This window comes from uncultured Tyzzerella sp., assembly GCF_963558545.1.
GTDB lineage: Bacteria > Bacillota > Clostridia > Lachnospirales > CAG-274 > Tyzzerella.
In genome coordinates, this window is record NZ_CAUWHO010000008.1 from 13,557 (window position 1) to 28,168 (window position 14,612).

Here is a 14,612-nt window from a genome sequence, read left to right on the forward strand (position 1 = left end):
AACAAATTTTTAGCTATTTTTATTAGTATAAAAACAAAGGGTACTGTGTTTTTTACAATACCCTTTAATTTCCTTATATAATATCTCTAAAAACTAACTAATTTTATAAAAAAAACGACACCTTGTTTAAAGCATATTCCGAATACTCATTGTAGCTGTTAATTGTAATAGATTTTTTAAATCTTTTTTGTGCTTTTTTGTATTTTTCTTTATTAAAGCTAACAACACCTAAATTGTAGTATAAATTAGACCTAAAATTTCTGTTTAATACCTGTGATAATATATGAAAAAATCCTAAACAAGACACTACGCCACCTAAGGCTATTATAGCATTACTAGTTAAAAAAATACCTATTAAAAATAATGGTACACCAACTATTGCTAAAAGTGGGTTAAATTTTATCCTTATATAAGAAAGCCTATCTCCTCCTAGTGCCATTTGGTTATCTTCCTTTTGAAAACTGTACACTTTAGACCTTGTCCTATTTTTCTTTGACTTTAGCTTTTTTTTAGGTTTAGGCACAACTACATTATCACCTAACACCTTGTACTCCTCAACAACGCCACCTTTTATTTTAAATAATATATTAACATCTTTTTTTAATGTTTTTAAATTTTCTGCTTTAACATCTTTGCTTATTTGAAGTATATAATATTCTTCCTCTTTATAAGGCTCCAAAGTTTCTATTACTATTAGTTCTAACGCTTTATTATATATTATATCTGTTTTAAAAATATAACCTTTTGTATCCGTCACCTTCATAGTTTTTTTAGATACACTTTCTTCTTCAAGTGGCAAGCTAAATTTTATATACCAGTATATTTTTTCTTCTATATTTTCTATTTCATTTTTAAATTTTTCGTTTATATCTTTTTCAGATGCGTCTAATTTTATTTTCTTATCATTATAAGCCATCGATACACTCTCCAAAATTAATTTTGTATTTTGTATATCGTCAATTATTAATTATTTTTTAGTTTTCTTCTAAATATTTTTTTAGGCAATCTGTTATTTCCTTATAGTATAATAAAAATTCATTGCTTGTCCTAAAATTTTCTACATTGTTATTTATATCTAAAGATAGTACTATATTAGCTGGTTTTTTAGATAATATATATATTTTATCAGATAAATATATGGCCTCGTTTATATCGTGAGTTATAAATACCGTTGTTTTATTCTCATATTTAATCATTTGTTTAAACCATTCATATATACTTTCTTTAGTTATACTATCTAGTGCAGAAAAAGGCTCATCAAATAGCATTAAATCGCTTTCTTTTAAATATGCTCGTATAAAAGATACCCTTTGTTTCATACCACCTGATAGCTCATTAGGATATTTATTAATATGTTGTGATAACCCAAATTTTTCTAATATAGGTATAGCCTTTTCGTAAGCTAATTTCTTATTTATTCCCTTTATTTTAAAAGATAAACAAACATTGTCTAAAACATTAAGGTATGGTAGTAACAAATGTTTTTGTGTCATATAGCTTATATTTTTCTTTTTATTTGTAATATCTTCTCCTTGTAAAAATATCTTTCCTGTATCTGCTTTTTCAAAACCTGCTAGTATATTAAAAAGGGTTGTTTTACCAACCCCACTTTTACCAAGAAAAGATACTATTTTACCTTTTTTAAAAGAAAAATTTATATCGTCTATTATTCCTATATTGTCATAAGATTTACTTATATTTTCTAATCTTATATAGTCCATTTTTTCTCCTTTAATTTAATCTTATTCTGGTAAATAGTCATTTGTAAAGCCTTTATCTTTTAAATCTTTTTTTACTATGCCCTTTTTATATAACCAGTCATAAAATCTATTCCATCTATCAGAGTCTATATATCCCCATCTTTCTACCTCACTTTTATATTCATTAGCAAGGTACTTTTGGCTTTCTATTAGCATATCAAGTTCATACTCTGGTGCAAATTTATGTAATATTTCTGCACTTTCTTCTGGATTTTCTATTGCATATTCATATCCTTTTTTAGTAGCTTTTAAAAATCTTTTAGCTGTATCTTCATTTTCTTTTAAATATTTTTCACTAGATACTATAACAGGCGTATAAAAATCTAAATTAGGGTCTACATCTTTAAATTTTATAAAGTTGTAATCTATCCCTTTAACCTTTGCCATCATAGTATCCCAAGCTTCAAATACCCATACAGCATCTACATTTGTTTGTATAGCAGATACAGCATCTGTTATAGAACTATGGTAAAGTTCCACTTTATTAAAATCTCCGCCCTCATTCTCCATAACTTGTTTTATAGTAGCTTGTTCTAGCTCACTATCCCAAGTAGCATATACTTTTCCTTCTAAGTTTTTAAAATTATCTATATTTTTCTCTTTTAAAGATAAAATACCAGATGTATTATGTTGTATAATAGATGCAACTGCCATTATAGGAAAATTATCATTTTCATTTATAGCAGTACCCATAGTGTCTTGAAAAGAAACCCCAAAGTCAGCTTTACCAGCAGCTACTAAAGCTGTTGTAGATTCTTCTGGTGGATTTAATACTTCTAAGTCTATCCCTTCTTCACTATAAAATCCTTTTTCTAAAGCCACATATATACCTGTGTGATTAGTATTAGGTGTCCAGTCTAATAAAAAACTAACTTTGTCATTCTCCTTTTCTTCTGTATTTTCAGATTGTTCACTATTTTTAACTTCTTCTGTACTAACTTGTTGGTTTTTTGTACCACAACCTACAAATAAACTACATATTAAAAATATACATAAAATTTTACTAAATATCTTCATTTTTTAACCTATTCTTTCCAATATATTATTTTCTTTTCCAAAATTCTTATAACCCATACTAGTAACAAACTAAGTAAACTAATTATTATAATACTTGCAAACATTTTATCAAAAGCATAGCTTTTTTTTACCCTTGTCATATAAACTCCTATACCCTTTTCTCCTCCTAGCCATTCAGATACAACAGCACCAACTATTGCATAAGTTGCAGCTATTTTTAACCCAGAAAAAAAGCTTTGCATAGCTAATGGTATCTTTACAATAAACAAAGTTTTTATGTAACTACTATCCATAGACTTCATTAACTTTAGCATATCTTCATCTACATCTTTAAACCCTGTTAGTATACTTATAGTCATAGGGAAAAAACAAGTAGAAAATATAAGTAATATTTTAGGCATAATACCAAATCCAAACCAAAGTACAATAATAGGTGCTATTGCTACTGTTGGTACTGTTTGGCTAATTACTAAAATAGGATATATAGCCCTATCAAAAATTTTATATTTATCCATAATAATAGCTAGTATAAAACTAAATATTATACTTATAGAAAGCCCTATTGCAGCCTCTAAAAGAGTAATCCATATATGGCTAAATATTAATTTAAAATCTTTTATAAAAGCTAACACTACCTCTACTGGACTAGGTAGCATAAACTTAGGAACAAGCTCTGTATAACTTATTACTTGCCATAGTATAATTATTAGTAAGACTGTTAGTGCACTTATATTTTTATTTATTATGTTTTGAAATTTTTTCATCTATGCTCATTACTCCTGAAGGACTATATGATATTTTTATATATGTTAATATATCTTTAGCACCCTCTTTTTCAGCTGTTAATATACTTTCTTTTAATATATCTAATATTTCATTTAACTGGCCTTCTACAACTGTTTCAAAAGGACCTACAACCATATTAAGACCTTTACTCTTTATATGTTCTATTACCTTGTCAATAACCCTTATGTTTTCATCTTTTTCTGGTAATCTTGGTAATAATTGTATTGCCATACTTGCCTCATATTTTTTATTCATTTTTATTCTCCTTTGTGTAATTTATTTTAGTTAATACTTTAGGAAAAATAATTTTTTATATACTTTGTATTTAAAGATATAAATAATATCTTAATTGTAATAAAAAAGTGCAATGGAAAAATACCACTGCACATAAAATACAATTATATTCTTCCTACGCTGGCATTATCCAGTTCAGGTATAAAGGTTAGATGTATCTATTAACACCCTCTCAGCCAAGAAAACTTAGCACCCTTGAATAGTATTAACTTAATTTTAAGTATAAACAAATTATTTTATATTGTCAAGTATTAATAGTTTATTTATTTTAAGTATATTAACCAAATTATAGCTGAGCTTAGCATACAATGTAAGTATATATGCTATAAATTACAGCTATACAGTATAACATACATAAAAAAGACAAAGCTATAAATATTGTAATAACTTTGTCTTTTTATATTAAATATAAATTATTTTCTTAAGCCTAATTCTGCAATAAGCTCACGATATTTAACTATATCTTTATTCTTGATGTAGTTTAAAAGACCTTTTCTTTGACCAACCATTTTTAAAAGTCCACGTCTAGAATGGTGGTCTTTTTTATGAGTTCTTAAGTGGTCTGTTAAGTGGTTAATTCTAGCAGTTAATAAAGCTACTTGAACTTCTGGAGAGCCAGTATCTTCTGCATTTCTACCAAATTTTGCAACTATTTCTTGTTTGTTAAATTCCATTTTAAAATTCCTCCATAAAATAAGTAAACTCCTAATGCTAAGAAAAAGGTTGGAGTATCCATTTTCTGAACATAGGCTACATAAATACTACCACAAAAACATATTATTTGCAAGTATTTTATTGTAATTATTTTGTTTTAATAATATATGTATAATATTTATTAATCAAATCATCTAGTTTAGTACTTGTTTTTAGTATTCTTTCCTTTTTGTCATCATTCTTTATTTGATTATTTAACTTTTTTCTAATAAATTCAATTTTTTCTAACATATCACTTCTATTTTATTTCATTCCCTTCTAATAGTATATCCATATCACTTCTATCTTTATATTTTTTAGTTTGTATTATAAGATATATTGTAAATGATACTACAAGTATAATAGATAAAACTTGTGAAACTCTTATATTAGTAGCTGCTATCATAAGAGAATCTGTTCTCATACCTTCTATCCAAAATCTGCCTAAACCATATCCTATAAAATATAGGGCCATTAATTGCCCATTAAACTTTTTATGTTTTCTAAAAATAAACAATACTATTAATACGCCTATATTCCACAAAGATTCATATAAAAATGTTGGGTGTACTTGTATATATTCTACACCATTTATATTTACCACTTTATCAAGTACATCTTTAGGTATGTTAGATGCTTGGTCTTTTATATACCTCATAGCAAATAAAGAGTCTGTATACCCTCCAAAAGCCTCCCTATTTACAAAATTTCCCCATCTTCCTATTATCTGGCCTATTAAAATTCCAAAAGAAAATGTATCTGCAACCTTAAAAAAGTCTTTTTTTCTTATTTTACATATTATTAATCCTGATAAAACTGCACCTATTATAGCTCCATATATAGCTATACCACCATTTCTTATAGAAAATATTTCATTAATGTGATTTTTGTAATAATCCCAAGAAAATATTACATAATAAAGCCTTGCAAATAATATACTAATAATTGAAGATATCATAACTGTATCAATATAAAAGTCTGTTTCTTGTCCTGTTCTTTTAGCTTCTTTTAAAGTTACTATAAGCCCAAAAAGCATACCAAAGCCTATAATAACTCCATACCAGTAAACATCTATGCCAAATACATTAAAAGCTACCCTATCTAAGTGATTTATTTTTATACCTAAATTTACAAACCATATTTCTGGTTCCACTATAATCCCCCCTAATTTTATTTTAGTTTATAATACTTAAATATGCATCATTATCAAAATAATTTAAAGATTTTTGTATATCTTCTAGCTTTATATTTTTTAAAGACTTATAATAATCTTTTATAAAAAAACCATTAGAAAAATAATCTGCCTCCATAGAAACTATGTTGTCTATAACATTAAATTTTCTTATAAAATTACCTATATGCTTATTTTTTATCCTTTCAAAATCTTCATTTGAAATATTTTTATTTTTAAACTTTTCTATCTCTTCTTTTATATATTTTATAATTTCTTTAGGCTCTTTACATATACCAGAAAATATATATGATGCTTTTTCATTAAAATTATTAAAATCAAACCCAAAAGTATCATCTATAATACCCTTTGTGTATAATTTTTCATAAAATAATGAACTTTTACCAAAAATAATATCTAAAAGCATTTTATTAAATATCATTTTATCAAATATTGTAACATCTTTTTGTAAATTTTTAAAGCCTATATTAAAAATTTTTTGATTTATACACATTTTTCTTTCTACATATTTTGATTTATTTGTATTGTTTTCTTCATATTTTTGTATTAATCCTGTTTTTTTATCATTTATATTCAAATTTTTTAAAATACTATCTTCTATTTTTGTTTTATCATCTATATCACCACAACAAATAATTACACAATTATCTTTAGTATAAAAATTGTTATAGCAACTATATAACATATCTTCATTGATACGCTTTATATCATCTACACTTCCTGCTATATCATTAGATATAGGGTTATTTTTACCATACATTATACACATAAGGTTAAAAAATACCCTCCAATAAGGGTCATCATCATACATCTTTATTTCTTGCTCTATTATTGGCTTTTCTTTATCCACATTTTCTCTTGTAAAATATGGATTACTAACAAGTTTTAACAATTCATCAAAGTTTTCATAAAAATAATCAACACAATTAAAGTAATATGCTGTTGATAAAAAATTGGTATAAGCATTTACACTTCCACCAAGTTTATTAAATACATCAAAAATATTATAGTTGTTTTTTTCAAACATTTTATGCTCTAAAAAATGTGCTATCCCTGGTGGTAAACAAATTTTTTCTTTATCTATTATTATATTATTATGGATAGAGCCATATTTAAAACAAACCATAGCCTGTTTTTGTTCAAAATTTTTCTTAGGTATAAATACTAATGTTGTCCCATTTATATTGTCATATATAATATTATCTATCAATTTCATCACCTTTCATAAAATAGCAAGTATCTAGCCATATATTTTCAAAAGATTTTTTTATATCTTCCTTTGTTGTAGATTTTATACTATTTATCATTTCATCTATGCTTATTTCTAGACTAGCTAAATAATTAGTGTAATAGTAATCTATTGTAGCTGTATTGTAATCTACTATACCTCTGTATTTTTTGCATAAATTATTTATAGCAATTTTTATATTATCATCGTTAAAATTACCTTCTTTAATATTTTCAATATTTTCTAATATACAAGCTTTTGCTTTTTCATATTGATTAGAATCTATGCCACTTTCTATAAATATTATTCCTTTAAAAATGTATATAAATGAGCTTATATAATAACAAAGGTTTTCTTTTTCCCTTACGTTATTAAAAAGCATAGAACCTGAGCCACCACCTAATATTTCATTTCCAACTAAAAGTCCTATAAAATTTTTATTATCGGCAGATATGTTACTTCTAAATGCCATACAAAGCTTTCCTTGAGTTATATTAAACTTTTCTATAACTGTATTTTCTTTATGCTTATCTTTATATATAAATTCTGTTTTTATAGGAATATAATTTCTTCCTTCAATGCTAAAATATTCTTTTACAAGCTTATTTACTATGTTTTCTGTTACATTTCCTAAAATAACTATATCTATCTCTGATGTTTTTAAAATATTTTTATAATGGCTATAAAGATTTTTATTATTTATTTTATCATCTTCTAAATCTTCTATATATCCATATGCTAAAATACCAAACTTTTCATTTTTACACATAATTTCTACACATTTATCTTTTGCTAGCTCTTTCTTATCATTTTGTCTAGAATATATGTCTTCTTTAACCTGTTCCTTAGCTTTATTAAAATACTCTACATTAAATCCATCATCTTCTACTAAAGGATTTAATATTATTTCCTTAAACAATAAAAATACTCCATCTATACAAACTTTATCTTCTATAAACTCCATTAAAATTTCTATTATCTGGTTATCACCTTTTTTTAAAATATCACTATGGATATAAGCACCATACATTTCTTCTGTTTTCAAGTTTATATCTTTTATTGTTTTATATTTTTTACACCCCATAGTCAAAATCTTAGATAAAATTGCATTATAAGTTACATAATCTTTATCTAAACTTTGCCTTAAAAGAAAGGCAACACATATAGTTTTAAATTTATTAGTATTTATAACCTTTACATTTATACCGTTATCTATCATACAATCTCCTACATATATTTACGCATATTTTTTAAAGCGCTTTTTTCTAACCTACTTACTTGTGCCTGACTAATATTTATTTCTTCTGCTACTTCCATTTGGGTTTTACCTTCAAAAAATCTAAGGTTTATTATATATTTTTCCCTTTCATTAAGTTTTTTCATAGCTTCATTAAGGCTAATGTTTTCTATCCAAAGATTATCATTATTTTTATCGTCTTTTACTTGGTCCATAACAAAAATAGAATCTCCACCATCGTTATACACAGGCTCAAACAATGATATAGGTTCTTGTATGGCATCTAATGCTAATATAATCTCTTCTTTTTCTATGCCAAGCTCTTTAGCTATTTCTTCTACTGTCGGCTCTTTACAATTTTTATTAATAAGCATTTCTTTCATTTGTAATGCCTTATAAGCTATATCTCTTAAAGACCTGCTAACCCTTATAGAATTATAATCTCTAAGATATCTTCTAATCTCTCCTATAATCATAGGAACAGCATATGTGCTAAGTTTTACACCTTGATTTACATCAAAATTATTAATAGCTTTTATAAGGCCTATTACCCCAACTTGAAATATATCATCTATATTTTCTCCACGGTTTGCAAATTTTTTTATAACACTTAAAACAAGCCTTAAATTGCTATATATAAACTCTTCCTTTGCCTTTTTATCTCCTGCCTGCACACGCTTAAAAAGTTCTTGTTGCTCTTCATTTTTTAGTATTGGCAATTTACTAGTATTAACTCCGCATATTTCCACTTTATACCCTAACATAAAAAACACCTCCGAAAAATTCCTTATATAAAGATATTTTCCAAAGGTATTAAATTTATACATTATTTAATTTCTAATTTATTACAATTATTGTTTAAATGTAGATTAACCTTGAAATCCTCCCACATTTAAATAAGGTTTTCCAAAACTATATAATGCTACAGAATAGTTTATTTTATTTTGCTCTATTTGCTTTTCTATATTTAATATTCCCAATTTAGCTTGCTCTACTTGATTTAATGTTACATTTCCATTAATATAATTAGCTGTAACTTTATTGTATTCATCTACTGCTTTATTAAGCTCTAATCTTAAACTTTTGTCAGTATCTTTCATTTTTAATAAATTATCATAGCTACTTCTCAATTTATTTTCCATATCTATTTTAGCATCTGATAGCTTTCTTTGAGCAGTCTTTATATCATTATCTAATTTTATTTTTTCTTCTTCTGATGCTGTATGGCTATAATTTTTTCTTATATCTTCTGCCCTTTCTAAATTCTTTTTTAAAAGTTGTATAGATATATCATCTTCTTTATTTCTAGTTATATAAGAATCTATATCTATTTTATCTATATCATCAAAATTATCATTTAATAATATATTTATATTAGTGTTGTAGTCTTTATCTAATATATTATTTAAATTTTTTTGTTGTGTATTTAGTGAATTTTTTAATGCCTCTAAATTTAATTTATTATTATTTTGGGTGTCTTTAGCTTTTTTCAATTCACTTTCAGAAATCATTCCGTGTTGATATTTTAATTCTAGAGCTTTTGTATTTTTTTCATTAACTTCTATAGTTTTTTGTAGAGTAGCTATATTAAGTTTAGTTGTTTTTATATTAGCAGTAGCACTAATAACACTAAGCTCTATACTATCTTCTATTATTTTTTGGTTAATATCTTTATCTTGAACTTGAGCATCTAAGCTATTAATATTTTTTAAGATTTGTTCTATTTGTGGGTCATAATAGTTTTGCCCTACAATTTTATTGTTTAAATCTAATGACACTTTTTTAGTATATTCTATTGCATCATTAAGATTTCTTATACTAGAGCTTTTAGCTTGAGCAGTTTTAACTGCCTCTTCCATAGATATTATTTTTGAATTATCATCTATATATAGCTTATCCAAATATATATATTCATCATTTCCAGTATCTATTGATATTTTTTGTTTTTCACTGTCCCAATCTACTTTCATACCAAATGCTTCACATATAAATCTTAATGGAACATATGTTGTATCATTAACTATTTCAACAGAAATAGGCATATCTATGTATTTATCATTTAATTTAGTCTTATTAGTATCCACATTTATAACTAATGTTTTATCACCTTTTTTTACTGTTATATTTCTTTTTACATTGTTCCAGTCTACATCTGCATCTAACATTTCAAATAAATCTCTAAAAGCAACTAATGTATACCCTTGTTTATTTATAACATTAGATTTTACAGGTTGTAACATATTATCTATATTTACAGATACATATTTATTTTCATAAGCATAAACACTATTTGATAAAAATAATGTAGATAACGCTGTACATATTAAAAACATTTTTATATTTTTTTTCATTTTCATACCTCCTAAACTTATCAATATTATATACGATATATCTTATTAATAAGTTTATTTTTTTATTAATATAATATCTTTTATATTCCTTATACGGTTAGTTACTATTGCTGTTTTTGTAACAATACATATCATATCTTTTCCATTAAATCCTATAAATTCACCTTCATATATTTTTTTATGTAAAGTAGTAATTTTTACAAACATACCTCTTTTATATATATCCCCCCTAAACATTATAACCTCTTTAGGGAACATTAAATAAAACTCTTTAAGCATAGTATCAAAAAGTTTTATAGGGTACTCACATTCTAACGATAATTTTCTAAAAAATAAAAAAGATTTTAAAATTATAAGTATAAAAAAAGATATTACTATACAAAATATAACCTCTCTAAAATTTAAAAACTCTATACTTTTCATAATAACACCAACTTTCATATAAATATATATTAAAATTATAGCACACATTTTATTCTTTATAAATATAATTTTAAATTTATTTTATACTAAAAAATAGGCTTTAATATAAAGTTTATTACTTTAATATTAGAGCCTATTTAGTTTATACCTTATACAAAAAATGTTTATTTAGATATAAATAATTGTGTCCAATGGCTTGATATATGTCCAACACCAATATGAGTAAAGGACTTACTAAGTATATTTCTTTTATGTCCTTCAGAGTTCATCCAAGCATTTACAACATCTTGTGCTGTTTTTTGTCCTTTAGCAATATTTTCTCCAGCAGTTTTATATGTAATGTTAAATTGTTTTAACATATCAAAAGGCGAACCATATGTAGGAGATGTATGAGAAAAATATCCTTTATTTTTCATATCCTGAGATTTTAGTCTTGCCACGTTAGATAGTTCTGTGTCTATTTTAAGTGGTGATAAGCCAGCCTTTTTTCTTTCTGCATTAACAAGATTAACTACTTCTTGTTCTATGTTAGATACAGAGTTATTTACATTATTATTATTTTCTGTTGGTTTATTAGGTTTCTGTTGTATATTATTATTGCTATTTGTGTTATTATTATTTGTGTTATTGTTATTATTTATGTTGTTATCTTTATTGTTATTTATATTATTGTTTACACAATTGTTATTTGTACAATTATTACTTGTATTATTATCTACATTGCTATTTATATTGTTATTTGTGCAATTATTATTTGTATTATTAATACTATTATTTACATTATTATTTTGTTCGTTATAGCTAAAATTCTTAATTGGTTTTCCGTTAATAGTTAAAAATTTTGAAATATCGTTATTCAGAGTGTTAGTACCTCCAAATACACTTGCTGTTGAAAATAAAGTTAAAGCAAAAGTTGTTAATAAAAATCTTTTCATAATAATTATCCTTTCAATATGTAATTTATGTTATTATATCTTTTTATATATCCAATTTGCTCTATATAGTATGTATTATCCTTTATAAAAATCAATATTTTATGTATAAATTTTTGTTGTTTTCTTTATCTATATACATAATACTACATTGTAACATAATTGTAAATAATTAATTATTGGAAATTTTGTAATAAAAATATAAAAAAAGTACTTACTATAAAGTAAATACTTTTTTATTTTTGTATTAAAAAATTTATTAATCTTCTTTTAATTTAAAGTCTGAAACAGAAGAATAGAATATCTCTGCTTGTGTTGCAAGTTCTTGAGATGCTGCTGCTGCCTCTTCACTTGTAGCAGTGTTATTTTGAGTAACAGTAGCAATTTGTTGTATACCAATAGTAACTTCATCTATAGATTTTTCTTGCTCTTTAGAAGATTTAGTAGATGCTTCTATAAGCGAAGATATTTCTTCTATTTGTTTTACTATATTAACTAAGGATTCAGCTGTATTGTTAGCTATTTTAGAGCCTTCTGCAACTTTTTCTACAGAGCTACCTATAAGCTCAGTTGTTTCTCTAGCAGCTTGTTGGCTTCTAGCAGCAAGGTTTCTAACTTCTTCTGCTACAACGGCAAAGCCTTTACCGTGCTCTCCTGCACGAGCGGCCTCAACGGCAGCATTAAGAGCAAGTATATTTGTTTGGAAAGCAATATCATCTATTACTTTAATTATGTTAGATATGCTATTAGAAGCATTATTTATTTCTTCCATAGCTATAAGCATATTATCCATTTGCTGACTTCCATCATCGGCACTATTTTTAGCCTGTAAAGCAAGCTCATTAGCTTTTTCAGAATTTTCGGCATTATCTGTAGCTTGTTGAGATATAAATTTTATATTAGAGTTAAGTTGTTCTACTGCTTCTGCTTGTTTAGTAGCCCCCTCTGCTAGAGATATACTAGATTCTGATATTTGTTTAGAACCTGCAGATACTTTTTCTGAAGATACTATAATATCTTTTGTAAGTACATTAAGGTTATTAATAATTAAATTTACAGATTTTCTTATTAGCTCAAAATCTCCAAGATAATCTCTATCAATATAAAGGTCAAAGTTTTTATGTGCCATTTCGTTTAATACATCAGAAATTTCTGATATATAAGACCCAATAGTCTCTGCAGTATAATTTACTGTTTGTTTAATATTATTAAATTCACCTTTATATTCATTAGTTATTCTGTGAGAGAAATTACCTATTGAGAACTGGTTAAGTGCATTTTGAGTTTCTTTAATAGGTATAACTACATTTTCTACAAATTGGTTTAAAGAATCTGTAGTTTCCTTCCATTGTCCAATATAACTAGAAGTGTCTAATCTAAATTCTAAGTTACCGTCACTAGCAGCATTTATAAGATTTGATATATCATTTGATACACTTTTTAAAGCATTTTGCACTGCCAAAACTTCTTCTTTTATAATAGCTTTATCACCAGGAAAATCTTTAACTTTAAAGTCAAAATTACCTTCTCCAAATTCTTTTATTGCACTAACTATGTATAAACAATCTTCTACTAAATTATTAGTAGCATTATTGATAGAAATTATTGCTTCTTTAAAAGCACCCTCATATCTATCTTCATTTATTCTATAATTTACATTACCTTTATCTAACTGGCTAGATAACTCATTTATATCCATTAATATACCATTAAATGTAGTAGACATATTTGATATAGCATTAGATAAATCCCCTATTTCATCTTTAGCATTAGTGCTGCATTGCACATCTAAATTACCTTTAGACACTTCTAATGCAACATCTCTTAATCTTTCTATCGGTTTTCTAATAATACGAGAAAGAGTAAATCCAAATATAGAACCTACAATAACTATAACTATAAATATTAAAAATAAAATTATAGTTTGAAAACGTGCAAACTCTTTAACACCTTCTGTTTCTTGTATAAGGATATCAAAAGCTTCTCTTTGAGCTGTATAAGCACCCTCAATAATTTCTGTTCCTAATTTTGTCATTTCAGAAAGTATCTGTTTAGCTAAAACCTCATTATTACTTAATATCGCTTCTCTAATCTGCTCGTATAAAGCATAATACTGCTCTAAAGATTTTAATATATTTTCCATTGAAGCAATGTTTTGTGTTCTATCTTTACCAGTTTCTTCTATAAGTTTCATTTCGTTTAAGTAATTTTGTCCTGCTGTTTTAGTATTTTGGTATAAAGTTTCTATCTGTGTATTTTCTTGTTCTGTCAAACTATTTCTATATGCAATAAGAGTAATTAAACGTCTCATATCTGCCATATTCTGTGTAAGGTCCATACCTTCTGCCAAAACATCATCATTAGATGTTATAGAATTGTAATATGTCTTACTAGTAGAATTTAAGGTAACTATACCTGTTATTCCTAATATTAATACAAGTACTAATATTGTCCCAAAAGTAATTAAAAATTTAATATAAAGCTTTAAATTTCGTATTTTTTTCATTATACCTCTCCTTGTAGAATATATTTTATTTATGTTACTATTTTACACCCTTTTTTTATATTTTTCAACTATTTATAGCATTTTTTTTAATTTTATCAATAAAAATTTTTTTAATTAGTAAATTTAAATATAACCCCCATTAATTAAAGTAAATCTTTTTTATATACTTTGTATCTAAAAACAGGTATTCCTA

15 protein-coding genes and 1 riboswitch are annotated in these 14,612 nt (G+C 25.3%); all 15 genes read right to left on the reverse strand.

Annotation, left to right across the window (positions count from 1 at the left end):
• Positions 1-103: 103 nt before the first annotated feature.
• The 15 genes from R5Z65_RS01790 to R5Z65_RS01860 all read right to left on the reverse strand — a co-directional run bounded on the left by R5Z65_RS01790 (position 104) and on the right by R5Z65_RS01860 (position 14,419).
• Positions 104-916 carry a hypothetical protein gene (locus R5Z65_RS01790; RefSeq protein WP_317366682.1) on the reverse strand — a complete coding sequence of 271 codons (813 nt, stop codon included), beginning with the start codon at positions 914-916 and terminating at the stop codon, positions 104-106.
• 58 nt (positions 917-974) lie between these two features.
• The gene (locus R5Z65_RS01795; protein ID WP_317366684.1) at positions 975-1,721 is read right to left on the reverse strand and encodes an ABC transporter ATP-binding protein; all 747 of its coding nucleotides are present in this window, start codon (positions 1,719-1,721) and stop codon (positions 975-977) included.
• 21 nt (positions 1,722-1,742) lie between these two features.
• Positions 1,743-2,777, reverse strand: a complete 1,035-nt coding sequence (locus R5Z65_RS01800) for an ABC transporter substrate-binding protein (RefSeq protein ID WP_317366686.1) — start codon at positions 2,775-2,777, stop codon at positions 1,743-1,745.
• Positions 2,778-2,785: 8 nt separating this feature from the next.
• Positions 2,786-3,541, reverse strand: coding sequence for an ABC transporter permease (locus tag R5Z65_RS01805; RefSeq protein WP_317366688.1), 756 nt, complete (start codon positions 3,539-3,541; stop codon positions 2,786-2,788).
• Positions 3,513-3,818, reverse strand: a complete 306-nt coding sequence (locus R5Z65_RS01810; RefSeq protein ID WP_317366689.1) for a thiamine-binding protein — start codon at positions 3,816-3,818, stop codon at positions 3,513-3,515. The genes R5Z65_RS01805 and R5Z65_RS01810 overlap by 29 nt, the downstream gene beginning before the upstream one ends.
• 134 nt (positions 3,819-3,952) lie before the next feature.
• A riboswitch (TPP riboswitch) is annotated at positions 3,953-4,064 on the reverse strand.
• 206 nt (positions 4,065-4,270) lie between these two features.
• Complete coding sequence (gene rpsO, locus R5Z65_RS01815; protein WP_317366690.1) at positions 4,271-4,531, reverse strand: 30S ribosomal protein S15; 261 nt, start codon at positions 4,529-4,531, stop codon at positions 4,271-4,273.
• 127 nt (positions 4,532-4,658) lie between these two features.
• Entirely contained in the window at positions 4,659-4,802 is a 144-nt protein-coding gene (locus R5Z65_RS01820; RefSeq protein WP_317366692.1) for a Spo0E family sporulation regulatory protein-aspartic acid phosphatase, read from the reverse strand.
• 7 nt (positions 4,803-4,809) lie between these two features.
• Positions 4,810-5,703: a prolipoprotein diacylglyceryl transferase gene (lgt, locus tag R5Z65_RS01825; protein ID WP_317366693.1), complete on the reverse strand. Its 894-nt coding sequence runs from the start codon at positions 5,701-5,703 to the stop codon at positions 4,810-4,812.
• Between the two features lie 22 nt (positions 5,704-5,725).
• Entirely contained in the window at positions 5,726-6,952 is a 1,227-nt protein-coding gene (locus R5Z65_RS01830; RefSeq protein ID WP_317366694.1) for a pitrilysin family protein, read from the reverse strand.
• Positions 6,942-8,189: a pitrilysin family protein gene (locus tag R5Z65_RS01835; RefSeq protein ID WP_317366695.1), complete on the reverse strand. Its 1,248-nt coding sequence runs from the start codon at positions 8,187-8,189 to the stop codon at positions 6,942-6,944. Before R5Z65_RS01835 ends, R5Z65_RS01830 begins: the two co-directional genes overlap by 11 nt.
• 8 nt (positions 8,190-8,197) lie before the next feature.
• Positions 8,198-8,971 (reverse strand): RNA polymerase sporulation sigma factor SigG, encoded by a 774-nt coding sequence (gene sigG, locus R5Z65_RS01840; protein ID WP_317366696.1) that lies wholly within the window; start codon positions 8,969-8,971, stop codon positions 8,198-8,200.
• A 105-nt stretch (positions 8,972-9,076) separates the two neighbouring features.
• Positions 9,077-10,558, reverse strand: a complete 1,482-nt coding sequence (locus tag R5Z65_RS01845) for a stalk domain-containing protein (RefSeq protein WP_317366698.1) — start codon at positions 10,556-10,558, stop codon at positions 9,077-9,079.
• Between the two features lie 54 nt (positions 10,559-10,612).
• On the reverse strand, positions 10,613-10,999 hold the full coding sequence (locus R5Z65_RS01850; RefSeq protein WP_317366700.1) for a hypothetical protein: 387 nt from the start codon (positions 10,997-10,999) through the stop codon (positions 10,613-10,615).
• Between the two features lie 146 nt (positions 11,000-11,145).
• Complete coding sequence (locus R5Z65_RS01855) at positions 11,146-11,916, reverse strand: CAP domain-containing protein (protein WP_317366702.1); 771 nt, start codon at positions 11,914-11,916, stop codon at positions 11,146-11,148.
• Positions 11,917-12,172: 256 nt separating this feature from the next.
• Positions 12,173-14,419, reverse strand: coding sequence for a methyl-accepting chemotaxis protein (locus R5Z65_RS01860; RefSeq protein WP_317366703.1), 2,247 nt, complete (start codon positions 14,417-14,419; stop codon positions 12,173-12,175).
• Positions 14,420-14,612 lie beyond the last annotated feature (193 nt).